Annotated in this window: 21 protein-coding genes; 19 read left to right on the forward strand and 2 right to left on the reverse strand. The window is 43.1% G+C overall.

What is annotated here, in order from left to right:
• Nucleotides 1-199: 199 nt before the first annotated feature.
• From uvrB to ABWY16_RS19640, 4 genes are all read left to right on the forward strand, one after another.
• Entirely contained in the window at nucleotides 200-2,254 is a 2,055-nt protein-coding gene (uvrB, locus tag ABWY16_RS19625) for an excinuclease ABC subunit UvrB (protein WP_353906366.1), read from the forward strand.
• A 7-nt stretch (nucleotides 2,255-2,261) separates the two neighbouring features.
• Nucleotides 2,262-2,465, forward strand: coding sequence for a YwbE family protein (locus ABWY16_RS19630; RefSeq protein WP_142527592.1), 204 nt, complete (start codon nucleotides 2,262-2,264; stop codon nucleotides 2,463-2,465).
• Nucleotides 2,466-2,562: 97 nt separating this feature from the next.
• Nucleotides 2,563-2,814 carry a DUF4834 domain-containing protein gene (locus tag ABWY16_RS19635; protein ID WP_353906367.1) on the forward strand — a complete coding sequence of 84 codons (252 nt, stop codon included), beginning with the start codon at nucleotides 2,563-2,565 and terminating at the stop codon, nucleotides 2,812-2,814.
• Between the two features lie 87 nt (nucleotides 2,815-2,901).
• Nucleotides 2,902-5,367, forward strand: coding sequence for a YfhO family protein (locus ABWY16_RS19640; RefSeq protein ID WP_353906368.1), 2,466 nt, complete (start codon nucleotides 2,902-2,904; stop codon nucleotides 5,365-5,367).
• 63 nt (nucleotides 5,368-5,430) lie between these two features.
• Here the strand turns inward: ABWY16_RS19640 and ABWY16_RS19645 are convergent, their stop codons facing one another.
• Nucleotides 5,431-6,000, reverse strand: a complete 570-nt coding sequence (locus ABWY16_RS19645; RefSeq protein ID WP_353906369.1) for a hypothetical protein — start codon at nucleotides 5,998-6,000, stop codon at nucleotides 5,431-5,433.
• Nucleotides 6,001-6,297: 297 nt separating this feature from the next.
• Between ABWY16_RS19645 and ABWY16_RS19650 the strand changes: the two genes are divergently transcribed.
• From ABWY16_RS19650 to ABWY16_RS19705, 12 genes are all read left to right on the forward strand, one after another.
• Complete coding sequence (locus tag ABWY16_RS19650) at nucleotides 6,298-7,149, forward strand: UDP-2,3-diacylglucosamine diphosphatase (RefSeq protein ID WP_353906370.1); 852 nt, start codon at nucleotides 6,298-6,300, stop codon at nucleotides 7,147-7,149.
• Between the two features lie 29 nt (nucleotides 7,150-7,178).
• The gene (locus tag ABWY16_RS19655) at nucleotides 7,179-8,165 is read left to right on the forward strand and encodes a glycosyltransferase family protein (RefSeq protein ID WP_353906371.1); all 987 of its coding nucleotides are present in this window, start codon (nucleotides 7,179-7,181) and stop codon (nucleotides 8,163-8,165) included.
• Between the two features lie 30 nt (nucleotides 8,166-8,195).
• Nucleotides 8,196-9,176, forward strand: a complete 981-nt coding sequence (locus ABWY16_RS19660; protein ID WP_353906372.1) for a DUF6427 family protein — start codon at nucleotides 8,196-8,198, stop codon at nucleotides 9,174-9,176.
• A gap of 89 nt (nucleotides 9,177-9,265) precedes the next feature.
• The gene (locus ABWY16_RS19665; protein ID WP_353906373.1) at nucleotides 9,266-10,021 is read left to right on the forward strand and encodes a type III pantothenate kinase; all 756 of its coding nucleotides are present in this window, start codon (nucleotides 9,266-9,268) and stop codon (nucleotides 10,019-10,021) included.
• Nucleotides 10,005-11,345, forward strand: coding sequence for a BamG family beta-barrel-assembly machinery protein (gene bamG, locus ABWY16_RS19670; protein WP_353906374.1), 1,341 nt, complete (start codon nucleotides 10,005-10,007; stop codon nucleotides 11,343-11,345). The genes ABWY16_RS19665 and bamG overlap by 17 nt, the downstream gene beginning before the upstream one ends.
• Nucleotides 11,345-11,917, forward strand: coding sequence for a hypothetical protein (locus ABWY16_RS19675; RefSeq protein WP_353906375.1), 573 nt, complete (start codon nucleotides 11,345-11,347; stop codon nucleotides 11,915-11,917). The genes bamG and ABWY16_RS19675 overlap by 1 nt, the downstream gene beginning before the upstream one ends.
• A gap of 136 nt (nucleotides 11,918-12,053) precedes the next feature.
• Nucleotides 12,054-14,141, forward strand: a complete 2,088-nt coding sequence (locus ABWY16_RS19680; RefSeq protein ID WP_353906376.1) for a peptidylprolyl isomerase — start codon at nucleotides 12,054-12,056, stop codon at nucleotides 14,139-14,141.
• A 62-nt stretch (nucleotides 14,142-14,203) separates the two neighbouring features.
• Nucleotides 14,204-14,719: a DUF2480 family protein gene (locus ABWY16_RS19685; RefSeq protein ID WP_353906377.1), complete on the forward strand. Its 516-nt coding sequence runs from the start codon at nucleotides 14,204-14,206 to the stop codon at nucleotides 14,717-14,719.
• 32 nt (nucleotides 14,720-14,751) lie between these two features.
• Nucleotides 14,752-15,528 (forward strand): DUF3108 domain-containing protein, encoded by a 777-nt coding sequence (locus ABWY16_RS19690; RefSeq protein WP_353906378.1) that lies wholly within the window; start codon nucleotides 14,752-14,754, stop codon nucleotides 15,526-15,528.
• A gap of 4 nt (nucleotides 15,529-15,532) precedes the next feature.
• Nucleotides 15,533-16,099, forward strand: a complete 567-nt coding sequence (locus ABWY16_RS19695) for a DUF3109 family protein (protein ID WP_353906379.1) — start codon at nucleotides 15,533-15,535, stop codon at nucleotides 16,097-16,099.
• 17 nt (nucleotides 16,100-16,116) lie between these two features.
• A complete protein-coding gene (gene rfbA / locus ABWY16_RS19700; RefSeq protein ID WP_353906380.1) occupies nucleotides 16,117-16,977 on the forward strand; it encodes a glucose-1-phosphate thymidylyltransferase RfbA in 861 nt (286 codons plus the stop codon).
• A gap of 32 nt (nucleotides 16,978-17,009) precedes the next feature.
• Entirely contained in the window at nucleotides 17,010-17,882 is an 873-nt protein-coding gene (locus ABWY16_RS19705) for an ROK family protein (protein ID WP_353906381.1), read from the forward strand.
• An 82-nt stretch (nucleotides 17,883-17,964) separates the two neighbouring features.
• Here the strand turns inward: ABWY16_RS19705 and ABWY16_RS19710 are convergent, their stop codons facing one another.
• Nucleotides 17,965-19,740: a M24 family metallopeptidase gene (locus ABWY16_RS19710; RefSeq protein ID WP_353906382.1), complete on the reverse strand. Its 1,776-nt coding sequence runs from the start codon at nucleotides 19,738-19,740 to the stop codon at nucleotides 17,965-17,967.
• 496 nt (nucleotides 19,741-20,236) lie between these two features.
• Here ABWY16_RS19710 and ABWY16_RS19715 point away from each other — a divergent pair, with 496 nt between their 5' ends.
• From ABWY16_RS19715 to ABWY16_RS19725, 3 genes are all read left to right on the forward strand, one after another.
• Nucleotides 20,237-20,746 carry an RNA polymerase sigma-70 factor gene (locus ABWY16_RS19715; RefSeq protein ID WP_353906414.1) on the forward strand — a complete coding sequence of 170 codons (510 nt, stop codon included), beginning with the start codon at nucleotides 20,237-20,239 and terminating at the stop codon, nucleotides 20,744-20,746.
• Nucleotides 20,747-20,874: 128 nt separating this feature from the next.
• Nucleotides 20,875-21,867, forward strand: coding sequence for a FecR family protein (locus ABWY16_RS19720; protein WP_353906383.1), 993 nt, complete (start codon nucleotides 20,875-20,877; stop codon nucleotides 21,865-21,867).
• A gap of 245 nt (nucleotides 21,868-22,112) precedes the next feature.
• On the forward strand, nucleotides 22,113-25,718 hold the full coding sequence (locus ABWY16_RS19725) for a SusC/RagA family TonB-linked outer membrane protein (RefSeq protein WP_353906384.1): 3,606 nt from the start codon (nucleotides 22,113-22,115) through the stop codon (nucleotides 25,716-25,718).
• Nucleotides 25,719-25,731 lie beyond the last annotated feature (13 nt).

Here is a 25,731-nt window from a genome sequence, read left to right on the forward strand (position 1 = left end):
GTAAAACAGAGCTGCTGAATTCTGCCAGATTGGAGCTAAACCCCACCTGAGTTTGAAGAATATCGTTGAAAATAAAGTTAAAAATGTACTTTATCCTTGGTGTGAGTAAGGGGACGTATACCAATAGCTTCATGACCACTAAATTTAGGATATAATCACGACATATCAATACGCCATTAATTCTTATCTTTGATTATCTATGAAATTTCAACTCGTTTCAGACTATAAACCTACAGGCGATCAGCCCAATGCTATTGAGCAACTGGTTACCGGTGTCAATAATGATGAGCATTATCAGACGCTGCTGGGGGTTACAGGTTCCGGTAAAACATTTACGGTAGCCAATGTGATCCAGCAAACCCAGAAGCCTACGCTGATCCTGAGCCATAACAAGACTCTGGCAGCGCAGCTTTACGGAGAATTCAAGCAGTTTTTCCCGAAGAACCAGGTTAACTATTTTGTTTCCTACTACGATTATTATCAGCCTGAGGCCTATATGCCCAGCAGCAATACCTATATAGAAAAAGACCTGAGCATCAATGAGGAGATCGAGAAGCTGCGCTTAAGAACTACCTCGGCCCTGATGTCGGGCAGGAGAGACGTTATCGTGGTATCTTCCATCTCCTGCATCTATGGTATGGGAAATCCCGAGGATTTCTCGCGCTCGGTATTCCGCTTTGCGGTGGGCACAAGGGTATCAAGAAATACGTTTTTACACAGCCTGGTGGAGATTTTATATGCCAGGACAGTCACCGATTTTAAACGCGGAACGTTCCGGGTGAAGGGCGATACAGTAGATATCTTCCCGGCCTACCTCGATAACGCCTACCGTGTTTCATTTTTTGGCGATGATATTGAAGAATTAAGTGTAATTGACCCGGTGACGGGGAAGACCCTGGAGAAACTCGAAGATATGGCGGTATACCCGGCAAATCTTTTTGTGACGCCTAAGGACAGGTTCCAGTCGTCCATCTGGGGTATCCAGGAAGAGCTGGAAGTACGCAAGAACCAGCTGATTGGCGACCGCCAGCTACTGGAAGCAAAACGCCTGGAAGAAAGGGTTAACTTTGATATCGAGATGATGAAGGAACTGGGCTACTGCTCAGGGATTGAGAATTATTCGAGATTCTTTGACGGACGTTCACCGGGCATGCGCCCCTTCTGCCTGCTGGACTATTTTCCTGATGATTACCTGATGGTCATTGATGAGAGCCATGTTACCGTACCCCAGATCAGGGCAATGTATGGTGGTGACCGCTCCCGGAAGATGTCTCTTGTAGAATATGGTTTCCGCCTGCCTTCGGCATTGGACAACAGGCCCCTGAATTTTGAGGAATTTGAGCGCCTGGCCCCGCAAACGATCTATGTCAGTGCTACGCCTGCAGATTATGAACTGCAAAAAACTGAAGGGGTTTATATTGAACAGGTCATTCGTCCTACGGGGCTGCTTGATCCGCTGATCGAAGTAAGGCCGGCGATCAACCAGGTGGATGATCTGCTCGACGAGATCGACAAGACAATCAAGATGGGCGACCGCGTACTGGTAACTACACTGACGAAAAGGATGGCGGAAGAATTAACCAAGTACATGGACAGGCTGAATATCAAATGCCGCTATATCCACTCCGAAGTGAAAACCCTGGAAAGGGTAGAAATCCTGCGGGGATTGCGCCTGGGTGAATTTGACGTGCTGATCGGGATCAACCTGCTGAGGGAAGGACTGGATTTACCGGAAGTGTCCTTTGTTGCCATTCTCGATGCCGATAAGGAAGGGTTTTTGAGATCGGAGCGCTCCCTGATCCAGACAATAGGAAGGGCTGCCCGTAACGACCGCGGAAGGGTAATCCTCTATGCAGATAAAATCACGGATTCTATGGCTATAACCATGGATGAGACCAACCGCAGACGCGAGAGGCAGATAGCTTACAATACAGAACATGGCATTGTGCCGAAAACTGTGGGTAAAAGCAGGGAGGCCATCCTGGAACAGACTTCGGTGCTCGATTTCTCTGCCAACTCAGAGCGGAAAGCTGCCTATGTGGAAATCGATCAGGTGAGTATTGCTGCCGATCCGATCGTACAGTACATGACCAAGCCGGAGATGCAGAAGTCTATCGATAAAACGCGCAAGGATATGGCTAAAGCTGCCAAGGATATGGACTTCCTGATGGCGGCAAGGCTGAGGGACGAAATGTTTGCCATGGAAAAGGTATTTGAAGAAAGGTTTGGCAAAGCCAGTTTAAAAAAAGTATAATCAGTTCATGGACGGAAAAAACAGATCGGATATCTATCCGGGACTAGAGGTAGATATCATTTTAAAAAAGGATCAGCGCAGTGGTAAACTGACGCGTGGAATTGTGGCAAATCTCTTAACTTCATCCCCTTACCATTCAAGGGGAATCAAGGTCAGGCTCGAAGACGGGCAGGTCGGCCGGGTTGCAGAGATCGTAGAGGAAGATTTTTAAAATTCCTTATATTGTAATTATTGTGCAAGAAACACGGCGTATTTGTAATATTGCGCTGTGAAATCTGTCTATATTTGTAAATCAACTCAATCATAACATGGGGCTTATAAAATTTCTTTTCATCACTGTACTGATACTCTGGGTTATCCGCTTGCTCTTGCGTCTTGTTTTTCCAATGGTACTTAAAAGCGTATTCGGGAAAATGCAGGATCAGGCTGCGGCACAAAACACCCAGAAACCTTCTTCCAAGCCAGAGGGATCTATATCGATTGATTATGTACCGCCACAGCAAAAACACGGAAACTCAGATAAACTTGGTGATTTTGTAGAATACGAAGAGGTCAAATAAACTATTTTACCCTAATCGATCAATTATCCTTCCTAATCTGTATCAATTTTATATTTTTGGGCTTAGTTTAAATATAAGCAAACCTTAATGAATAATTGGTTAAAAAGGAATGGCATACATCTGGCCATCAGTGCGTTTTTTGTAATTATATGTTTTGTCTACTTCAGTCCTGTTCTTCAGGGTAAAGTTCCTCAACAAGGCGACGTTTTGCAGGCGAAAGCTATGCAAAAGGAAATCATGGATTACAAAGCCAAAGATGGCAAAGGCCCTCTGTGGACAAATCAAATGTTTGGAGGAATGCCTGCGTACCAGATCTGGGTGCAGTATCCGCTCAATTTAACTACTTATGGCATCTCCCTGATCAAGGATATTTTTCCTGATCCTGTAGGGACGGTTCTCTTATATCTGCTGGGAGCATATCTTCTGTTCTGCGTGCTCAGGATCAATCCCTGGCTTGCCGCTGCGGGTGCAATTGCCTTCGCCTTTACATCGTATAACTTCATTATTATCGCCGCAGGCCATAGCAATAAGGCCCTGGCAATAGGATTTTTTGCACCGATACTCGCAGGAATTATTCTTACCCTTCGTGGACGTTATGTGATGGGCGCCAGCCTAACAGCGCTTTTCCTGGCATTAAATATCAGGGCTAACCACGTCCAGATGACCTACTACCTGCTGATTGCCCTGTTAATCTATATAGGAATTGAAATCTATGCGGCCGTAAAAGAAAAAAGAACAAAGGACCTTGGCAAAGCAATGGGCTATCTAGGTATAGCTGTGCTTTTATCGGTAATGATCAATGCCAGTAACCTCTGGACTACCTATGAATATGGAAAAGAAACCATCCGTGGTAAATCCAATTTAAAAACAGATGCTGCTGAACCGGATAACGGTTTGCCAAAAGACTACGCTTATCAGTGGAGCCAGGGCGTGGGTGAATCACTTACGTTTCTGATCCCGAATTTATATGGAGGCGGAAATGAGCGCCTCGACGAAAAATCAAACGTGGCAAAAGCGATACAAACTGTTGGTGCATCACCAGAACAGGCTGCAGATTTTGCTCAGCGTTTGCCAGTTTACTGGGGAGACAAACCCTTTACGGCGGGGCCATATTATTTTGGTGCAATTATCTGTTTCCTTTTTGTTTTTGGGTTGTTTATTGTGCGCGACAGGATGAAATGGTGGATCTTATCAGCAACGGTATTGCTCATGCTCTTATCCTTCGGCAAGAACTTCCCGCTGATCTCAGATTTCTTCTTTGACTATGTACCGCTTTACAATAAATTCAGGGCTGTAGAATCTATACTGGCTGTGGTAGGCCTGTTATTCCCAATCCTCGCCCTTCTGGCTATCAAAGAAGCACAGGAAGGAAAATACGATCAGAAATTCCTGGTAAAAAAGCTGACCTGGTCGGCCGGTATTACAGGTGGTTTTGCGCTGCTGGTGGCTATCATGCCAACACTGTTCTTCAGTTTCAGAACTGCAGATCATGAACAGTTTGTGGAGCAGTTGATGCGCGCACTGAATAACGATAGAAATATCGCCACAACCATTGCAAATGCACTGATTCAGGATAGGGTAGACCTGGCGAGGGCAGATGCCATCCGTACTGCTTTCCTTGTAGCCATAGGCTTCGGACTGATCTGGGCGCTGATTACTAAAAAGATGAAAGCCGATGTCGTATTTGGAATACTGGCAGTGGTTATCCTGTTTGATATGTGGCAGGTAGACCGCCGTTACCTGAACAACCAGAACTTTGTACCTAAAAACACGCTGACCAATCATTACCAGCCAAGGGACGTGGATAACTTCATCATGGCCGATAAAGATCCTGACTTCAGGGTATTTGATACTTCAATTCCCACATTTACCAGTGCAGATGCTTCGTACTTCCACAAAACTGTTGGTGGCGCACACTCGGCAAGGTTAAAACGCATTCAGGAACTGATCGACCATCAGTTTACCAAAAGCGTTAACCAGGATGTACTGGATATGCTGAACACAAAATATATCATTACACAGGACCAGCAGACAGGTGCATACAAAATGCAGCGCAATGAGACTGCCGCAGGCAATGCCTGGATTGTAGATAAAGTACAGTTTGTTCAGAATTCTGATGAAGAGATGAAAGCCATCAGCAGCTTTGACCCTAAAAAGGAAGCTATAGTGGATATAAAATATAAAACTGCGATGGACACTACCCGTGCAGGAATTGGCGGCCCTACCTCATTTATCAAACTTGACAGCTATAATCCGGATCACATGATCTATTCTTACAGCGCACCAAGGGATGTAATAGCAGTATTTTCTGAGATTTATTATGATAAAGGCTGGACGATGCTGATCGACGGTAAAGAGAAGCCGTACTTCAGGGCTGATTATGTACTCCGTGCAGCACAACTGGAGTCTGGTAACCACAAACTGGAATTCGTTTTCCATCCAACATCCTATTACACTGGTGAGAAGATATCTCTTGCAGGATCAATCCTGCTGGTTTTAGGACTTGGATTTGCTTTTTATACAGAGAACAAAAGGGGCCGCAAAACAATCTAGTTATTGTTGCCGATATCAAAACCCGCCTCATATTCGATATGAGGCGGGTTTGTTGTTTAACTGCTACAGGTTTTTATTGTATTCGGCAATAGCCGCTTTTAACTCTTCTACCTTTTTCTTCTGCTCCGCAGTAAGCACATCCTCCTGTTCCTGTACAGCTTTGGCGGTCACTTTGCTCTGGGTATCGGTAAGCGTTCTTCTTCTGGCGTTCATTTCCAGGCGAATGGCCAATACCTTTTTCTGCAGGTCGGCAGGCAGGCCCAGCTGATCCATTGTTTTAGGATCAAGCACAAAATATTTGCGCACAGCAGGATTGGCTTTGTTTTCTTCTGCTACGCCCTGTCTGGACTGCTCTATCTTTTGTTTTTGTTCAGAAGAAAACAGACTGTCCAGCCTTGTAGTTTCAAGGGCATTGTATTTAGCGATTTCTGCTTCATAAACTGTCCGTACTTTGCGGAACTGGCTGCGGTTTTCTTCGATGGCTTTAATCTGTTCCGCACTTAGCCCTGCTTCGGTCATTGTCTTCTGATCAAATACAAAACGCTTTGGCTGTGCAGGCTGCGTTTGCCCAAAGGCTTCAGCGGCCGTCAGTATGGCCGCTATGGCCAGTATCGTTCTTATGTTGTTCATCATGTTTATATTGGTTTTAGATCTAAAGTTAAGTATCACTTTTCTCCGGCAACTGTGCAGGAATTTCATTTTACTGTATCAGCGTTACATTATGCAGGACACTTCGCAACCGGATTAATAACCAGATCATAATACTTAGTTAATGACTTGTTAACCTGTGGATTGCATCTTTGTCTAATAAACTGGAATGATATGCAGGAAATAGCGCTTACGGTCTGTGTGGTAGCCTTGGTTATATTCTTTTTCAGTCCCTATGAATTAAGAATGGATGAAGATGATGTATAAAAACACATGAAGACCATGGATAAAAGAGAAGTAGATATCGCTGTTATTTCAGACGTTCATTTGGGTACATATGGCTGTCACGCAAAAGAGCTGCTCAAATACCTGAAGAGCATCAAGCCAAAGATTTTAATCCTGAACGGGGATATTATCGATATCTGGCAATTCAGCAAGAGGTACTGGCCCGAAACACATATGAAAGTAGTCAGGAAGCTGATGAAGTTTGTTGCAGAAGGCGTACCGGTCTATTATCTCACAGGTAACCATGATGAACTGCTCCGCAAATTTGCTGATATGCATCTGGGAGGTTTCCACCTGCAGAACAAACTGGTTTTGGAACTTGATGGTAAAAAGGCCTGGTTCTTCCATGGCGATATCTTTGACGTTACCATGCAGCATTCCAAATGGCTGGCCAAACTGGGCGCTGTAGGTTATGACTCCCTGATCCTGATCAACAGTGTTGTTAACTGGTGCCTCACTTTAGCCGGGCAGGAAAAGATGAGTTTTTCCAAAAAGATCAAAGCCCAGTTCAAGGATGCTGTTAAATTCATCAATGGTTTTGAACAGACCGCTGCAGAACTGGCTGCAAAAAACGGTTACGGTTATGTGATCTGCGGGCACATCCACCAGCCCGAAAAACGCATTATAACCACCGAAGACGGATCAGTAGTTTACCTGAACAGCGGCGATTGGGTAGAAAACCTGACAGCACTGGAATACACAAATAAAGAATGGACCATCTTTAAATATGACAGCAGGGATTTCCAAACTGATGAGGTAGAGGAAGGCGCCCTGTCTGATAGTGAGGATCTGCATAGCAAACTGGATATCAATGCATTACTTCAAAAGATAAAATTAGAAATTGTCTAGCGGAGAAAAATTACAGATATTCGGTGAGAATGAAGATACTATATGCCATACAGGGTACAGGAAACGGTCATATAAGTCGTGCGCGGGAGATTGTACCTTTATTGCAGCAGCATGGTGACGTTGATCTCTTAATCAGTGGTACACAGGCAGATGTAAAGTTAAGTCAGGAAATTAAATACCAGCTTCACGGCTTCAGTTTTATCTTCGGCAAGAAAGGTGGGGTCAATCATTACGAGACCTGGAAATCCATGAACCTGACCAGGTTTATCAGGGACGCCAGCAAACTTCCGCTTAAAGATTATAACCTCATTTTAAATGATTTTGAACCTGTAACAGCCTGGGCCTGTAAAGCCCGCGGGATAGAAAGCGTAGGTTTAAGTCACCAGGCCTCTTTTTTATCAGCCAAAGTACCCAAACCACAAAGCATCAACTGGGCACAGCTTGTAATGAAATATTATGCCCCTTCCACACATCATGTAGGATTCCATTTCAAGGCATACGATGAATTTATCCATACACCGGTCATCCGCTCGGAGATAAGGAAGCTTGTCACAAGCAACCTGGGCCATTACACGGTTTATCTTCCGGCTATAGATGATATGATCCTGCTTCCGATTCTCAAACAGCTGCCGCAGGTGCAGTGGCAGGTGTTTTCAAAACATACCAAAACAACTTTTACCGATGGTAATGTGAGTGTCTCACCGGTAAATAACGAACAGTTCAACGCCAGTATGGCCAGCTGTACCGGTCTGCTTACCGGAGGCGGTTTTGAGGGGCCTTCGGAAGCATTGTTTTTAGGAAAAAAACTCCTTGTGGTGCCTATGAAATTCCAGTATGAACAGCAATGTAACGCCTTTGCGCTGCAGGAAATGGGGCTGCCTGTCATTTGGGGAAGCAATAAAAACTGGCTGCCGGTCTTAAAAAAATGGGTGTCGGATACCCAGGAACACCAGTTCAGTTTTCCTGATGATACTGCTATGGTGATAGACAAAGTTGTAAAGGAGTTTGCCAGATAAATTTCTTTACTTTGCCCTCAACTAAGAGGCATGATCAATCAATTTAAAACGCTAAACCCTATTAACCTCCTGCTGCTGTTCGCATATACTTTTTTTATGCGGATAGCTATTCTGGCGAATCCACCTGAAAGGTTAAATTTTGAGTTCCTGGAGCCGTATACCAAATTGCTGATCCAGATCCCTATAGGGAATGATTTTTCCACAATCTCCAATATTCTGCTTGCCGGGATCCTGATTTTTATCCAGGCACTTATTTTCAACAGGATCGTTAATAACCATGCTTTGCTGTTAAAACCCGGTTTTCTGCCGGCGCTGCTGTATATCACGACCGCGAGTTTATTTGAGCCTTTCCTGGTACTTAGCCCTACACTGATCTGTAATTTTTTACTGATCATGATTATGGACAAACTGCTTAAAATAGGAAAATCGCCAAATGCGATCATGATCATGTTTGATGTAGGCATATTCATTGCCCTGGGTACGCTCATATATTTTCCTTTTGTGGTGATGCTGCTGCTGATCTGGCTGAGCCTGCTTCTTTACAGGTCCTTCAACTGGCGTGAGTGGGTGTCCGGTCTGATCGGTTTCCTCAGTATTATCTTTTTCCTGGCCATTTTTTATTACTGGAACGATAACCTGGGAATGTTTTATAAGATCTGGCTGCCGCTGAAAAACAAATTCCCCTCCAACTTTAAGATCCAGTACAATGATTACCTGGTACTGGTTCCGGTGGCAGTGATGATGGTGCTGGCCATGATCCAGCTGCGTGAAAACTTCTTCAGAAGTTTCATCAGCACCAGAAAGGCGTTTCAGATGTTGTTTTTTATGTTTCTGATAGCAATTCTGAGTTTTTATACGAAACCTGCTTTTAAACTATATCATTTTTTACTCTGTGTTCCACCAGGTGCAGTATTACTGGCCTATTATTTTTCAAACGCCACGAAACGTTGGTTTTACGAAAGTTTATTCCTCATTCTCGTAGTTGCCATACAGGTGTTCTTATTTGTTTAACTTTTTTTAACAGTTTGAAGCCTTGAAACTTGCTAAAGATTAATAGCTTTGTACCATGAAGTTTGGAGTTGTTATCCCGGGATTGGTAAATGCATAACCTGGTCATCGATATCGGCAATACAAACAGCAAGATGGCTGTTTTTGATGATAAAGTGCTGGTATTTTTCCAAAGTGCTGATCATATTGACCAGCACAGCCTTTCAGAATTAATTGATAAATACAAAATTGTGAGCGCTACTGTTTCCAGTGTGAAAGAGGATGTCACAGCTATTGTCTCAATTTTGAAGTCGGGAACCAACTATATTCCATTTTCTACCCAGCTAAATACGGGGGTACAGAACCATTACCAGACACGGGCAACGCTGGGGCAGGACAGGTGGGCAAAAGTAATTGCAGTTCACCATGCTTATCCGCATCAAAATTGCCTGATCATCGATGCAGGAACCTGTATCACCTATGATCTGCTGAATGAGGACAGTGCTTATTTTGGCGGAAGCATCAGTTTGGGGATCAATATGAGGTTCGAAGCACTCAACCATTATACAGGTAAACTGCCTTTGGTAAAATGGGATAAGGAAATACAGCGTATTCCCGAGGGCACAGATACGCAGACTGCCATTACAAATGGTGTTTTACAGGGAGTGATTAACGAGGTTGAGGGCTTTATTTCCCTTCAAAATAAAAAAAATACAGACCTGAAGGTAGTAATAACGGGGGGCGACGCTACATTTTTGCTGGAACAATTAAAAAACAGCATCTTTGCGCCTCAAATTATACACGATCCCTATTTGGTATTAAAAGGATTAAACGAAGTCATTGCATTTGAATATGTACAAAAAGATTAATTATATAACTGCAGTTTTAGTTCTGCTGGCCAGCATTTCTGTGAACGCACAAGTTACAATACAGTCGCCTTACTCGAGGTATGGATTTGGAAACCTCAAAGGGAGCCTGCTTCCTCAGTACAGGGCAATGGGGGGTATCTCTACTGCAGTAAACAAACCAACAGGCTATAATACTATCAATATGCAAAATCCGGCGTCTTACGCAGGGATTACATTGACCACTATTGACGTGGGCATGTCTGCAACATTCACCAACCTGACTAAAGGCGGTGCGAGTGACAAAAGTTTCAACTCTACGCTGAGCCACCTGGCCCTTGCATTTCCTGTAACCAGTCATTCTGCCCTGAGTTTCGGTGTCATGCCTTATTCAGAGCTGGGTTATAACTATGCACAGAAAAGCACTATCACAAGTGGTTCAGGAACAGGAAATCCGGCTACACAGAATGTAACAAGTTTATATTCAGGTGAAGGTGGTCTGACCAAAGCTTATTTCGGATACGGGTACCGCATCGGTGAAAGCTTCAGGATCGGGGCAAATGTTGAATATCTTTTCGGAAACCTAATTGAAAACAGAGACCTGCAGTTTACTGATAATCCCGAACTTGATGCGGGTGTTACCACCACCAGTTATGGAACACGCCTTCAGAATAAGAATAGTGTAGGTGGGGTTGCTTTTTCTTACGGTGCACAATATGATATCCATATCAATTCTAAAATGCTGGTTACCCTGGGGTATTCCGGATCTTCAGCATCTACTGTAAACTCAACAAGGACTTTTCTGGCAACTAAATTTAACTATGATGGTACTACCGATGGTGGTGTAACCCTCGAGACGTTAGATTCTACAGGAACGGGCAAATCAAACCTGAAACTGCCATTGGTACATAACTTCGGTATTGTACTGCAGAAATATAATAAATGGATGGTTGGTGCAGATGTAAGAATGGGCAAATGGTCTGATGTGACTATCAATGGTGTAAACCAGGGATTGCAGAACAGCAGGGGAGCATCCATCGGTGGCCAGATCACTCCTGATATCACCTCTATCAACAGTTACTGGAGCAAAGTAGATTACCGTCTGGGTTTCAGCTATGATAAAACCTATATCAAGTTAACAGATAACGATGTAAAACAAGCGGCGCTGTCATTTGGCTTGGGACTTCCCTTAACCAACTCCAGAAACGCATTCTATAAATTGAACTTCACTACAGAAATCGGCCGCAGAGGTACAATGGTTTCAAACGATCTGCGTGAGAACTATGTCAATCTGCACCTTGGCTTTACAATCAATGACAGGTGGTTCCAGCGGTTTAAATTCGACTAATGAACAGTACAGGCATATTTTCGCGGATAGCAATACTATGCCTTATACCGCTTTTTTTAAACTCGTGTAATGATGACGATTTAAAAAAAGCGGCTGAGATCTCTTCAAAAAAACTGGTGCTCAGCAAAGACAGGTCGCTGAAAGTGGAAATCGTTTTCAGTGACTCCGCAGTAGTAAAGGCCAAAGGTTATGCCCCGGTGCTCGACCAGGTCAACCCATCCTCCGGCAGTAAATACCAGGAAATGCCCAAAGGGGTGAAAATCACCTTTTTTGATCCCCTTCAGACAGTGACCGGCACAATCGTTTCTGATTATGCTTTAAGGAAAGAAACTGAACAAATCACTATTTTCAGGAGAAATGTAGTTGTAGTAAGGAACGACCTTACTTTCAACACAGAAGAGCTTACCTGGGACCAGCGCAAGAAAATGTTCTTTTCACCCCGCGGTATTGTAACCAGGCCTGATGGCACCGTGCTCAATGCAATTAACTTCAGTGCACCCGAAGATTTCAGTTCAGTCGATTTTGAACAGGGCTCCGGACAGACCTATGTGAAGGGCGATTTGGCGCCATAATCAGGAGTTTTCAGTGCGCTTATTCCCTTAATTTTTAAATACTTATTCAAAAACATATAATTGTTTTCTTTTTTTGGCAAAAGTTGTATCTTGCGCCCTCTTAAAAAAAATATAAATAATAGATATTATGGGTTTAATGACATTTTTGCGGAATCGCGCAGGCTTTATCTTGATAGGCGCCATCGGTTTTGCAATTGTTGCATTTTTAGTTGGTGATGCAATTAACGTAGGTAAGCCTTTCTGGGCGGCATCACAAAAGGTTGTTGGAACCGTAGATGGTGAAGAGATCAACATCGATGAGTTCGGTACTAAAGTAGATCAGAATCTGCAGCAGTTCAAACAACAATATGGCGGCAGTGCCAATCCTCAAATGACGGCTATGGCTGTTGATAACGCATGGAATGGTGAATTAGCCTCTATCTTATTGTCCAAAGAATACAAACGTCTGGGCCTTGATATCTCAGGTGATGAATTATTTGACTTAATGCAGGGTAAAAACCCAAGTCCGCTGATCGTACAGTACTTCGGTAACCCTCAGACTGGTCAGGTAGACCGTGCTGCGGTAATTAACTCACTGAAACAACAGGGTGCTAACCCGCAGTTGAAGCAACAGTGGGACCTTCTGCAGGTTGAAATCGAAAAACAAGCTTTACAGCAGAAATATGCTAACCTGATCAAAAATTCTGTTTATGTAACTTCTCTTGAAGCGAACGACGAATACCAGAACAGGAACAAACTGGCAAATTTCAACTATATCAGCCTTGATTATGCAAGCATTCCTGATGCTTCTGTTAAGCCTTCAGAATCTGACTATTCAGATTACTATAACGATAACAAAAAGAAATTTGAAAACCCTGCTGAAACACGTTCTTTCGAATATGTTTCTTTCAGTGTAAACCCAACAAAAGAAGATTCAGCAGCGATCAAAGTACAGGTAGAGAAACTGGCTTCTGACTTTAAAGCATCAAAAAGTGATTCGCTGTTTTCAGCAATCAACTCTGATGTTAAAATTCCTTACGCATATATTACCAAAGGTAAACTAGATCCTAAAATTGACTCAGCAGTTTTCGCATTGCCTGGAGGTAGTTTCTACGGACCGGTATTCTCCGGTAACTCTTACAAAATGGTAAAAGTGATCGATACACGTATGTCTCCTGACTCGGTTAAAGCAAGCCATATCTTACTGGATGCTACGAAAATGGGTGGTGTGGATAAAGCAGAGAAATTTGCTGATTCATTAAAAACACTGGTTCAGAATGGCGGAAGCTTCTCTGCACTGGCTAAAATGTACAGCGTTGACGGATCTAAAGATAAAGGTGGTGAACTGGGTACTTTCGCAAGAGGCCAGATGGTCCCTGAGTTTGAGAATGCAGCTTTCAATGGCCAGACCGGCGATCTTAAAGTCGTGCGTTCACAGTTCGGTGTACACCTGATTAAAATTGAAAACCAGATTGGTTCTTCTAAAGTTGCCAAACTGGCCTACATTGAGAAAAACCTTTCACCAAGCAGCAAGACTAAAGATCAGGCTTATAAAAAAGCATCAGCTTTCTTAAACAGTGTAAAAGGTGATGATTTTGCAGCAGAAGCTAAAAAAGCAGGATATACTGTAGCAGTAGCAGACAGGATTTCCGGCAGCCAGGGTTATGCCCCGGGACTTGACAATCCACGTCAGCTGATCCGTGATGCTTTTGGTGCAGAGAAAGGTGATGTGCTTACAGAAGTATACCAAATGGATAATGCTTATGTGATCGCACATTTAACAGACATCAAACCAAAAGGTATCCTTCCATTGGAATCAGTAAAGAAAGATATCGAGCCAATGGTATTGAATGCAGTAAAAGCGAAGATGCTCACTGAGAAACTGAAAACTGCTGCTCAGGGTGCATCAAGCCTGGCACAGGTAGCACAGAAAGTTGGTAAAACGGTAATGCCGGTTCAGAATATTGTTTTTGCAAACCCTATCGTTCCGGGTGCAGCACAGGAGAATAAACTGATCGGAAGCGTATTCGGATCACCTGTAGGCAAATTGTCTAAGCCGGTTGATGGCGAACGTGCAGTTTACCTGTTTACTGTTAACGGATTCACTAACCCGGCTCCGATTGGTAATACCTACAAACAAAAAGAAACGATGTTACAGGGAATCGCACAGCGGTCATTGGGCGCAGCTTTCCAGGCATTGCAGGATAAAAGTGATATAAAAGACAATAGAGTGAAATTCTATTAGATTGAAATACGTAATTTTGAAACCGGAAGTAGTGTTACTTCCGGTTTTTTTATTTTACTGCCATGGATATTCAGGAAAATATAGTGAATAAGGTAGCTTCCAGTGGTTTAATTACCTTAAACCTGGAAGATTATTATGATCAGGGCGAACGTGTGGTATATGATCTGAAAGAGAATCTTTTCCACGGGCTAATCCTGCGGGAAAAAGACTTCAGGGAGTTTATTAAGCTGCACGACTGGGCTGCTTATGCAGGTAAGAACGTTGCAATAATCTGCAGTGCCGATGCAATCGTGCCTACATGGGCTTATATGCTGCTTGCAAACAGGATTAAACCTTACGCCAATGAAGTAGTATTTGGAGACCTGGAGGTTCTGGAAGCGGTACTGTTTACCAGGGCACTGGCAAAAATTGATGTTTCTGAATATAAAGACGAACGTGTAGTGATCAAGGGTTGTGCGGATATAGAAGTGCCTGTAGCAGCATATGTGGAGATCACGGCCCTGCTAACGCCTGTGGCTAAAAGTATTATGTATGGCGAACCCTGCTCAACTGTACCGATCTATAAACGAAAGGATTAGTTTCTGGATTGCTTTTTGTGTTTAAACAGGGTATGAGAAAATTATTTTTGCTGACTAGCTTCCTGATTACCCTGATTGATGCCAAAGCGCAGGAGCTGCCCCTCGTAAAGGAGCCGGTTTTCCAGGAAGGTGAAGTATTACAGTATAAACTGAGATATGGTATCATTACAGCAGCAGAAGGCATTATTAAAGTTCTCAATTCAGATCTTAAATTCAACAATAAACCTACCTACCGCCTGGTTGTAGATGCTAAAACCGCAGGAACATTCGATATCTTTTATAAAGTAAGGGACCATTATGATTCCTACATCGATAAAGAAAACCTGACACCCTATTTTTACCAGGAAGATATTAAAGAATCCAGTTACAAAAGAGAAGATAAGGCCCGGTTTTACCAGGATACCAAAAAAGTAGTTTCAAACAAGGGTACATTTACAACCCCTACAAACCAGACTTTTGACCTTGTCTCTGCCTATTATTTTGCACGGAGTCTTGATATCTCCAGGCTGAAGATCGGCGAGCAGTTCAAACTAAACTACTTTTTAGGAAAAGAAATTCATCAGCTGCAGATCAAATATGTAGGCAAGGAAGTCATAAAAAGTAAACTGGGAGATATACGCTGTCTAAAATTCAGCCCTTCCATTGAGCCAGGCAGGATTTTTAGAAAAGACAGCAATTTATACCTGTGGATCACTGATGATGGCAACAGGGTGCCGGTAAAGGCCCAGGTCGAAATTATAATAGGGTCCGTTACAATGGAAATTAAATCTGCCACGGGATTGAAATACCCGCTGGCAAAAGCAAAATAAACCAATGATAGAAGTACAGAATACACTCATACACGAAGATGTCATAAGCGAAAGTTTTGTGTGTAACTTAAATAAATGTAAAGGTATCTGCTGTGTGGAGGGGGATTCCGGTGCACCGCTGGATGTGGCCGAAACCGCTATATTAGCGGAGATCTATCCAAAGATCAAACATATGCTGGCTCCAAAAGGCATTGCAGCAATTGAAGAGTACGGTACATCTGTAGTAGATGCTGACGGCGACCTGACTACCCCATGTGTTGACGGAAATAAAGAATGCGCTTACGTTACTTTTGAAAACGGAATTACCAAGTGTGCGATCGAAAAAGCGCATGAGCAGGGAATTGTTGACTGGCAGAAGCCGATTTCATGTCATTTGTACCCGATCAGGATTACGCAGTATCCGGAATTTGACGTGCTCAATTACGACCGCTGGCACATCTGTTCCGACGCCTGTTCCTTTGGCAGGGAGCTCAAAGTTCCTGTTTATACCTTCCTAAAAGGGCCACTGATCAGAAAATATGGAGAAGAATGGTACAGGGAATTAGAAAATAGTGTATCTTCAAATCTGTAATTAATAAAACGAGTATTTTGAAAGGAATAATTTTAGCAGGAGGGAGCGGCACGAGGCTGCATCCTTTAACCCTGGTCATGAGCAAGCAGATGATGCCTGTGTATGATAAACCGATGATCTATTATCCGCTGTCAACCCTGATGCTGGCTGGAATTAAAGAAATACTTATTATCTCTACCCCCCACGATCTTCCGAATTTCCAAAAGCTTTTAGGTGATGGAAGCAGTCTGGGCTGTAAGTTTTCCTATGCTGTTCAGCATGAGCCGAATGGTCTTGCCCAGGCATTTGTGATTGGTGCCGATTTTATCGGGAATGACAAGGTAGCATTGGTACTTGGAGACAATATTTTCTATGGTGACGGGATGGCAAAGCTGTTGCAGGCCAGCTCCGATCCCGAAGGTGGTGTTGTTTTTGCCTATCGTGTTTCAGACCCTGAACGTTACGGGGTAGTAGAGTTTGATGCGCAGAACAAGGCTGTCTCTATTGAGGAGAAACCTGAGGCGCCAAAATCGGATTATGCTGTACCGGGATTGTATTTCTACGACAACAGTGTAGTAGAAATTGCTAAAAATATCAAACCGTCCCCACGTGGCGAATATGAAATTACCGATGTAAACAAAGCTTACCTGGAGCAGGGAAACCTGAAGGTAGGTGTACTGAGCCGCGGCACAGCCTGGCTGGATACAGGAACCTTTGCCTCCCTCATGCAGGCCGGACAGTTTGTCCAGGTAATTGAGGAGCGCCAGGGACTTAAAATAGGCTGTATCGAAGAAGTAGCTTACAGAATGGGCTTTATCGATAAAGAACAACTGCGTACAATAGCTACTCCGCTTGTTAAAAGTGGTTACGGGGCCTACCTGTTAAAACTGATCAAATAATAATCTAAACACAATATAGTTAAACCAAGCATATGAATTTTAAATCGCCCAGACTGCCTTATATAGGGGTCGATATTGGAGGTTCGCATATCACAGCAGCGCACATCGATGCCGCTGATTTCAAGATAGTAAAAGATTCTCTTGTAAGAGAACGTGTAGCCTCCATGGAAGGCGCTGATGTCATTATTAAAGCATGGGTAGATGCCCTGACTCCGCTGATCGTAAGTGCAGGCGAAGAACAGATACATATCGGAATCGCTATGCCTGGTCCGTTTGATTACGAGAAAGGTATTTCCCTGATGAAAGGCACCAAAAAATACGACTCATTATATGAGATGAATGTTTTGGAAATCCTGTCAGAAAAATTGGGTATCCCTCAGGACAATATTCTTTTTAGAAACGATGCTGAATCGTTTTTGCACGGTGAATTGGCCTCTGGTGCAGTAGCCGGAGAGAAGCGTGCCGTAGGTATTACACTGGGTACTGGTTTGGGTTCGGCAAGTAATTGCCAGGGCAGTACAGTCGATTCAGACCGTGCTTTTATTCCCTTCAAAGACAGCATTGCAGAAGAGTATATTTCTACCAGGTGGTTCTCTAACCGTTACAAAGAATTGACAGGAAATGATATCAAAGACGTGATCGCAATGCTTGCTACGGATAACAAAGCAATCATAGACCAGATATTCGAAGAGTTTGGTGAAAACCTTGCCCTGTTCTTAAACGACTTTATTGACCAGGAACAGCCAACTGTTGTAGTTATCGGAGGTAATATCGCAAAAACATGGGATCATTTTATTCCCGTTGTATTGAAACACCTTAAAAATAAAGAAGTGCAGCTTAAACAAAGCACCATGTGGGAAGATGCGGCGCTTGTGGGCGCAGCGTACAGCTGGTTCCAGTCCTAATCAACCCTGTTTATAGGAAAGCCTTTTGCAATTGCCCTTGATTTTAATTCTGGGCAATTGCAAAAGGCTTTTTCTTTAACTGTTAGATCGCCTTTGTAGCTTCTTTCAGCCACTGGCGTTCCTCTGCATCCAGAGCAGGGCTCACTATATCAAATACTGTAGCATTATAGTTATTGAGCCAGTCGATCTGTGCTTTTTCAAGCAATTCCCTGATCACAATACTGGTACTGATCGGCGCGATGGTCAGCGTTTCAAATCCATACCATTCATTAAACTCATTTTCCTCCAGCGTAACCGTTGTCACCAGGTTTTCGATGCGTATGCCATGTTTTCCGGGGCGGTAAACGCCAGGCTCAACAGAAGTGATCATACCCGGTTCAATGGCAACCGGATTATTCGTTGGGTTAAAAACCTGCGGGCCTTCATGCACATTCAGGAAATAACCTACACCATGGCCTGTGCCATGTCCATAATTGATTGCATAATCCCAGAGTGGTTTCCTGGTGATAGCGTCGATCTGGTAACCACAGGTGCCTTTCGGGAATTTTACTTTACAACCCTCAATCATCCCTTTAAGGACTAATGTGTAATCTGCTCTTTCCTGTTCTGTAGTTTCGCCCATGGGTATCGTACGGGTAATATCTGTAGTTCCGTAGAAATACTGTCCGCCGGAATCCAGCAGAAAAAGACTTTCGGCCTTGATTTCAGCATCACTCTCTTCAGAAGGGGCGTAGTGTGGTAAAGCACCGTGTGCCCTGTACGCACTGATCGTATTGAAACTATCGCCAATAAACCCTTCCTGTTCAGCTCTGTACTTACGCAACTGCGCGGCGGCAGAGAGTTCTGTGATCTTTTCTTTTCCAATATTTTCTTCGAGCCACTTCAAAAAACGGGTAATTGCAACTCCATCTTTTCGCATAGCCTCGCGTGTATTGCTCAATTCCACCCCGTTTTTAACAGCTTTGAGGTTGGTAGAAGGATTGGTCTCCTTTATAATCCTCACAGAGGCCGGTATCAGCTTTGCATACGCATAGCAGTTACGTTTGGGGTCAATAAAAATTGAACTGTTTTCAGGGATAAGCTGCAGGGCCCTTTCTATATCTTCGTAAGGCAATACCTCTGCACCGCTTTTCAGCAGGGTAACTTTCTCTTCTTCGCTAAGCTTATCCGGCTGAATAAATAATTTGGCGTGATCATGGTTAATGAGTGCAAAACTCAGTACAACCGGATTAAAACTAACATCTTTTCCCCTGATGTTAAATAACCAGGCCATGTCATCCAGTGATGATACCAGATGGTAATCTGCCTGATGCATGCTGAGTGCGTTACGTACTGCAGCCAGTTTACTGCTTACAGACTGCCCTGCATGCTCTTCACTGATAAGAAAGGCATTGTCTGATGGCAGCTCCGGTCGGTTCTCCCATATCGGGCTCAGGTAGTCTTTATGCTGCAGGCTAATCCCTTTCAGGGAAAACTGCCCGGTCAGCAGGTCGCCAAGTAAAACTGAAAGTAATTTCTCGTCTGTACCCACAATGGCTCCTTTGTCTAGCCTGTCAGTTAACCATTGTATATATTCAGGGGCATGTTGTACTTTTTGTTTAACCAGTTCAAAACCGCTGTTTTGTAATTGTTCTGCGGCTTGTTCAAAATACCTGAAGTCAGTCCACAGCCCTGCAAAGTCATGCGTAATCACCAGAGTACCCGCAGAGCCGCTAAAGCCCGAAGCAAATGGTATGCATTGATAATATTTGGGCAGATACTCGCTGATATGCGGATCTGCTGAAGGGATAATATAGGCTTCTACATTATCGGCCTTCATCTGTGCGCGTATTTGGCTTAGTTTTTCCTCGTATGTCATAGCTGCAAATGTTGGATAATGAATAATGAGGAACAAATCTAAGGATTTTATTTACACCGCTCCTACAAACACCCGCAGGCACAGACTCCCAAGAATAATACAATTTATTTCGTAAAGTATATCCTAAAAACTATATTACAGCTCTTATCAATTATACCATTGCTGATCCTGAGCGTTGTTTGCCCTGCTCAGGAAAAGCAAGGGTTTTTAATTTTTCTAATCTGCTGTCCGGCAGGAGTTAAAATTCATAGAAAATTGTATTATTAATAAAAAAACAGAACGAAACCGCTCTTTTTTAGGTTCAATTTGTCTTTTGAATTTTAATTATGGAAAAAACTGTTAAAAATGACAGTCCAGTGTGATATTACAGTAATAATTCCATAATTTTAACGGTAGACGCTAACTAAAACTCTCAGTTATTAAAAATCACTCTACATATAACGAATCTGCGCTCCTGTATTCTTTAAATAAAGGTGAAATAGCAGCGTTTGAGCAAATATATCAGTCATATTGGTCTGATCTTTATAACTATGCGTACAATATTCTCAGGAACAAGATTGTCTGCGAAGAGATTATTCAGGAAACCTTTTTCTCCCTATGGAGCAAACGTGAGCATATCCAAATCACCCAGTCCATCAAAGCTTATCTTTTTACATCCGTTAAGTTTCAGACTATTAACTACATGCGTTCAGAAAAGGTGAAGAGGGACTATGCTTCAAGTTATGCCGCGTTTACAAAAGCCACTTTTGACAATTCTAACGAAGAACATATTCACTTATCAGATTTAAAAGAAATAATTGAGAACGAGGTCTCAAAATTGCCTGAAAAATGCCAGCAAATCTTCAGATTGAGCAGAAATGAGAACCAATCCATCAGAAATATCGCGGATCTGATGAATATCTCACATAAAACGGTAGAAAATCAGCTGACAAAAGCTTTGCGTCAGCTCAGATCTTCACTGGGACAGTTCTTTTCGCTTTCAATCCTTGTTTTGGCATTGTGCTAAAACTATTTACCTGACTATTTTCGCCAATCCCAATAATTTATAAAAATATTTGTCATCCGGATAGGTGTACTGCTCCTTTGAACTGACTTACATATAGAAGCCCGGAATAAAAAGGCAGAAACGTTGGGATGCAGCAAAAAGATTTTGATAAACTAATTGAAAAATATCTCAATAATGAGCTCGATAAAACTGAAAAAGATAATCTTGAATTGTGGATTCGTCATATTACCGATGAGGCCGCTGCAGAAGAACTAAGGGAGACCGAGCAAAAAGAGCGCGGAGAAAGAATATTTAAGGCATTGGGAGAACGTATAAATTCACCTGAGCAGGCAGTCAGTATCGCTCAATCTCAAAACAAGGTGCCTTTATTCCGTAAACTCAGCCCGGCAGTTAAAATTGCTGCTACAGTGTTACTTGTTTGTTCTTTGATTTTTTGTTTCCATACCCCTCTGTTCGAAGTACTGAATATCCGTCAGATTCTTTCGGTAAGTAACTCCGGCCGCCAGATTACCAAGACGATCCTTTCAGATGGCAGCATTGTGTGGCTTAAAGGAGACAGTGAGTTAATTTATCCGGTAAAGTTTAAAGGCAATTTGCGGAATGTAGATCTGAAAGGAGAAGCCCTGTTTGAAATCGCAAAAGACCCGGCCCATCCCTTTGAAATTCACTGTGCGGGTTTAAAGACCAGAGTATTGGGAACAAGTTTCAATATCAGGCATACCAGTCATAAAATTGAAGTAAACGTATTAACCGGCCGTGTATTTTTAAGTTCGGCAAAGTCGGCACCAGTTATTTTACATCCTTACCAGAAGGCAGTTTATCTGGAGCAGAAAAAGACAATTGTTAAACAGGCAGAACCTGTTCTTGAAGTGGCCTCATTAACCAGGGGTACTGAATACATGATGCAGTTTAACGATGCCCGCGTGGCAGATGTACTACAGCGTATAGAGAACAAGTTTGAAGTACAGATTACAGTAACCAACAAAAGAATAATCAATAACCGTGTAACTGCTGATTTTACTGATCAGTCTTTACAGAATACCATCAGCATGATGAGCGATGTATTTAATATGGACTTCAGGATAGACGGACAATCAGTTACACTTGAAGATAAATCCTGACCAGAACATTATCATAAGATTATAAACAAACAAGTCAAAACTCAACCAAACCAACCAAATAAACTAATCAAAAGAAGCCTATGAAAAGATAGAAACTCTACTTAAAAGATGGCAGAGGTGTTGAAGCCACCTCTGCCACAGCATTCCCCCTCAATTTTTATCAAGAATCACCCGGTCTTACGATCTGGGTAAGGGACTTTTTTGTCTCATTCAATCAGGAAATTAACAAAAAATCAAACAAATGTATGCAAAAATGTAAGGAAACCAGAAAGGTTCTTTTTATTCAGCTCATGCGGATCTCGGTTTTACAGATCATTTCGCTATTTATGCTTTCAGGTGTATTATTCGCTAATCCTGGTTACTCAGAGAGCATTTTGAATAAACGGCTTTCCATCAGTTTAAAAAATGTTTCGCTGGAAACAGCGCTAAATAATATTCAGACCAGGGCTGAGGTAAAATTCGTTTACAGTTCCACCATTATCCCTTTAAACAGTACAGTAAGTGTAAATGCAAGTCAGGAAAAACTTAGTGATATCCTTACAGATATGCTGTCAGACCTCGGTGTAAACTATTCGGTAAACGCCAGTCAGTATATAGTGCTGAAAAAGAATCAGCTTGCAATGACAGACAGCCTCATGATCAACGCCCTAGCGGCTAATCAGCAACATACCGTTAGTGGCAGGGTTGTAGGGAAAGACGATGGAAAACCCTTTCCAGGCGTTAGTGTTGTGGTTAAAGGAACAAAATCAGGTACTGTTACATCAGCTGACGGAACTTATAAAATCAGTGTTCCAAATAGTGAAAGTGTCCTGGTTTTTACTTATATCAGTTTTCAAACGCAGGAGATTGCTGTAGGAACCAGCAGAACTATCAATGTTGTGCTTGCAGAAAGTGCAAATGCTTTAACTGAAGTTGTGGTGACAGCAGCAGGTATTAAACGTGAAAAAACCACGCTTGGATATTCTGTAAGTACACTGAGCGCAGATAAACTGGCCCAGAAATCTGAACCGGATCCACTGCGTGCCTTGACAGGTAAAGTTGCAGGGGTGAGCATCGGTTCTTCAGGCGGTGTTGCCGGTGGTGCAACCAATATCAACATTCGTGGTAGTTCTTCACTAAACGGTAATAACCAGCCTTTGTTTGTTGTAGATGGGGTTCCGTTTGACAACTCCAGCTTCGGTAATGTGGGTGGACAAAGCAGTGGCGGGTCAAGTGTGACCAACCGTGCGTTCGACCTTGATCCAAACAACATCCAGAGCATGACAGTACTGAAGGGTGCAGCGGCAGCCGCTTTATATGGTTCAAGAGCGGCAAACGGTGCGGTAATCATCACTACCAAAGCCGGTAAAAAGATGAGCAGAAAAGGTACAGAGATCGCCTACAATACATCTTATTCAGTTGAAAACGTTTCCGGTCTTCCGGAATACCAGACCAAATACGGACAGGGTACAAACAACGATTACCGTCAGGGTGTGTATGGCTCATGGGGTCAGCCATTTCCGGGAGTACAAAGTATCATTCCTACAAGAGCAACTATTCCTGCACAGTTAACAAGGTCGTTTTCTTCGGCAGTATTTCCTCAGCTTTATCAGGCAGATGGAGTTACCCCAATACAGATACCTTACAGGTCCTACGCAAAAGAAAATGCGAAGAACTTCTTCCAGACCGGTAGTGTTTATGAAAACGCACTTTCTGTGTCTTCGGGCAGCGAGAAGGGCAACCTCAATGCAGGTTTCTCAAGAACCAACAATACAGGGGTGGTTCCAAACAACTCCATCAACCGTACCTCCTTCAATATCAGCGGGAATATGAAACTGGATAATAAGTTTTATATCAGCGGTTCCATGAACTATGTAACTACGAGACAAAAAACTCCACCTATCGGCGGTTCAACAGGTTCAATCATGTCGGCCCTGATGTATACGCCTACAAGTTTCGACCTTACCGGCAACCCTTACGAAAATCCTATTGACGGAAGCAATGTTTATGATTACACCGGATTGGATAACCCGTACTGGTCTACAGTGCATAGTGTTTCTACCAGCAGCGTAGACAGGTATTATGGTAATATGGTACTCGGATTTGATCCGCTTCCCTGGTTAAACATCCAGAATACTGCAGGTTTCAACGCTTATACCGACAGAAGACTTAACGTTCGCGGTAAAGGATCTTCTTCATATTCAAACGGAAGTATTGCTACAGATGATATCTACCGTCAGGAGCTTGATAACACCTTCCTCGTAACTGCCAACAAAAAACTTACTCCAGACTTATCTCTGAGATGGATCCTGGGTAACAACATCAACCAGCGTTTAACCGACCGTAAAGCATTCTATGGTGACGGAATTATTGTAGCGGACCTGAACACTATTACAAACACCAGTTCGGTTACGCCTATACAGTTAACAAACAACAGAAACTTACTGAAACAACGGTACTATGCATTTTTTACGGATATCACCTTCGACTATAAAGACTATGCATCTTTAAACTTAGTTGGACGTAATGATATCTCTTCTACACTGCCTGCCAATAACAGAAGTTATTTCTACGGTGGTGCCAATGGTTCATTTATCTTCACCAAGGCATTCAAGATGGATGACAAGATCCTGAGCTTCGGTAAAGTCAGGGGTGGTTATACCCGTGTAGGTAACGAGTCTACTGCTTACCAGACTGCAGCATTCTATCTGGTAAATTCACCTCTGGGTGCAACTACAGGCGTAGGATCAATCGGATCACCATTTACCAATTCAAATGGTACCTATAACTCATCTACCCTGGCCAACCTGTTAACCAACTCCAATCTGAAACCCGAGTTTATCACAGAACTTGAGGTAGGTACAGAACTCCAGTTCTTCAAAAACCGTATCGGACTGGATGTCACTTACTACAACAAGAAAAGTACTTCGCAAATCTTTGAAGTAACCGCAGCACCTTCTTCAGGTTTCACCACACAGATCCTGAATCTTGGTGAGGCTACAAACAAAGGAGTGGAGATTGCCCTTAACCTGGCGCCATTCCGTAATCCTGATGGTTTCAGCTGGGATATTTCAACAGTATTTACCCGCAACAGGAACATCATCAATGATCTGGGCGGCTACCAGCAGTTTGTTTATGGTGGTGCAGCCGGAACAAGCAGTGTGCACATGCTGGGATCACCATATGGTCTGATCTACGGAACGGCCTATGCGCGTGATGCAGCCGGTGAAATCCTGATCGATCCAAATACAGGTAAACCACTGGTATCAGGTTCATTGAAAGCTATCGGTAATCCAAATCCGGATTATATCCTGGGTATCACCAACTCCTTTACTTACAAAGCTTTCTCACTTTCTGTGCTGTTCGACCTGAAAAAGGGCGGCGATATCTATTCCAATACTGTGGGGCAAATGCTCTCACGTGGTGTAACCAGGGATACAGAAAACAGGGAAGGTGTGCTGGTATCACCGGGAGTACTGGGTAATCCGGCAACGCTGCAGCCAATCCTGGATGCAAACGGCAAAACGATTCCCAACAACGTGGGAATGGCCTATGAAGATCTGTTCTTTAACAATGGTATTGGTCCGGGTGGTGTAGATGAAGGGTCAATTTTTGACGCTACAGTATTCCGTCTGCGCGAGGTATCACTTGCATTCCAGTTCCCTAAAAGCATGCTGAAAGGCACACCGTTCGGATCAGGAATGATCTCCGTAACCGGCCGTAACTTATGGTACTATGCACCAAATTTTCCTAAATACACAAATTTTGACCCTGAAGTAAGTTCATTAGGTGTAGGTAACTCCCAAGGGTATGACAACCTTTCTGTGCCAACAACTAAAAGATTTGGCGTAAACCTCAGGTTCACCTTTTAATGAATTGAAATTA

The organism is Pedobacter sp. (genome assembly GCF_040513095.1).
Classification (GTDB): Bacteria; Bacteroidota; Bacteroidia; order Sphingobacteriales; family Sphingobacteriaceae; genus Pedobacter.

Coding starts and splice junctions, on each gene's coding strand:
- ABWY16_RS19720 (WP_353906383.1), top strand. CDS start 20,875: ATGCAGCAAAAAGATTTTGATAAACTAATTGAAAAATATCTCAATAAT.
- ABWY16_RS19705 (WP_353906381.1), top strand. CDS start 17,010: ATGAATTTTAAATCGCCCAGACTGCCTTATATAGGGGTCGATATTGGA.
- ABWY16_RS19680 (WP_353906376.1), top strand. CDS start 12,054: ATGACATTTTTGCGGAATCGCGCAGGCTTTATCTTGATAGGCGCCATC.
- ABWY16_RS19725 (WP_353906384.1), top strand. CDS start 22,113: ATGCAAAAATGTAAGGAAACCAGAAAGGTTCTTTTTATTCAGCTCATG.
- ABWY16_RS19665 (WP_353906373.1), top strand. CDS start 9,266: ATGCATAACCTGGTCATCGATATCGGCAATACAAACAGCAAGATGGCT.
- bamG (WP_353906374.1), top strand. CDS start 10,005: ATGTACAAAAAGATTAATTATATAACTGCAGTTTTAGTTCTGCTGGCC.
- ABWY16_RS19640 (WP_353906368.1), top strand. CDS start 2,902: ATGAATAATTGGTTAAAAAGGAATGGCATACATCTGGCCATCAGTGCG.
- ABWY16_RS19635 (WP_353906367.1), top strand. CDS start 2,563: ATGGGGCTTATAAAATTTCTTTTCATCACTGTACTGATACTCTGGGTT.
- ABWY16_RS19650 (WP_353906370.1), top strand. CDS start 6,298: ATGGATAAAAGAGAAGTAGATATCGCTGTTATTTCAGACGTTCATTTG.
- ABWY16_RS19630 (WP_142527592.1), top strand. CDS start 2,262: ATGGACGGAAAAAACAGATCGGATATCTATCCGGGACTAGAGGTAGAT.
- ABWY16_RS19660 (WP_353906372.1), top strand. CDS start 8,196: ATGATCAATCAATTTAAAACGCTAAACCCTATTAACCTCCTGCTGCTG.
- ABWY16_RS19685 (WP_353906377.1), top strand. CDS start 14,204: ATGGATATTCAGGAAAATATAGTGAATAAGGTAGCTTCCAGTGGTTTA.
- ABWY16_RS19690 (WP_353906378.1), top strand. CDS start 14,752: ATGAGAAAATTATTTTTGCTGACTAGCTTCCTGATTACCCTGATTGAT.
- uvrB (WP_353906366.1), top strand. CDS start 200: ATGAAATTTCAACTCGTTTCAGACTATAAACCTACAGGCGATCAGCCC.
- ABWY16_RS19695 (WP_353906379.1), top strand. CDS start 15,533: ATGATAGAAGTACAGAATACACTCATACACGAAGATGTCATAAGCGAA.
- ABWY16_RS19710 (WP_353906382.1), bottom strand. CDS start 19,740: ATGACATACGAGGAAAAACTAAGCCAAATACGCGCACAGATGAAGGCC.
- ABWY16_RS19655 (WP_353906371.1), top strand. CDS start 7,179: ATGAAGATACTATATGCCATACAGGGTACAGGAAACGGTCATATAAGT.
- ABWY16_RS19675 (WP_353906375.1), top strand. CDS start 11,345: ATGAACAGTACAGGCATATTTTCGCGGATAGCAATACTATGCCTTATA.
- ABWY16_RS19645 (WP_353906369.1), bottom strand. CDS start 6,000: ATGATGAACAACATAAGAACGATACTGGCCATAGCGGCCATACTGACG.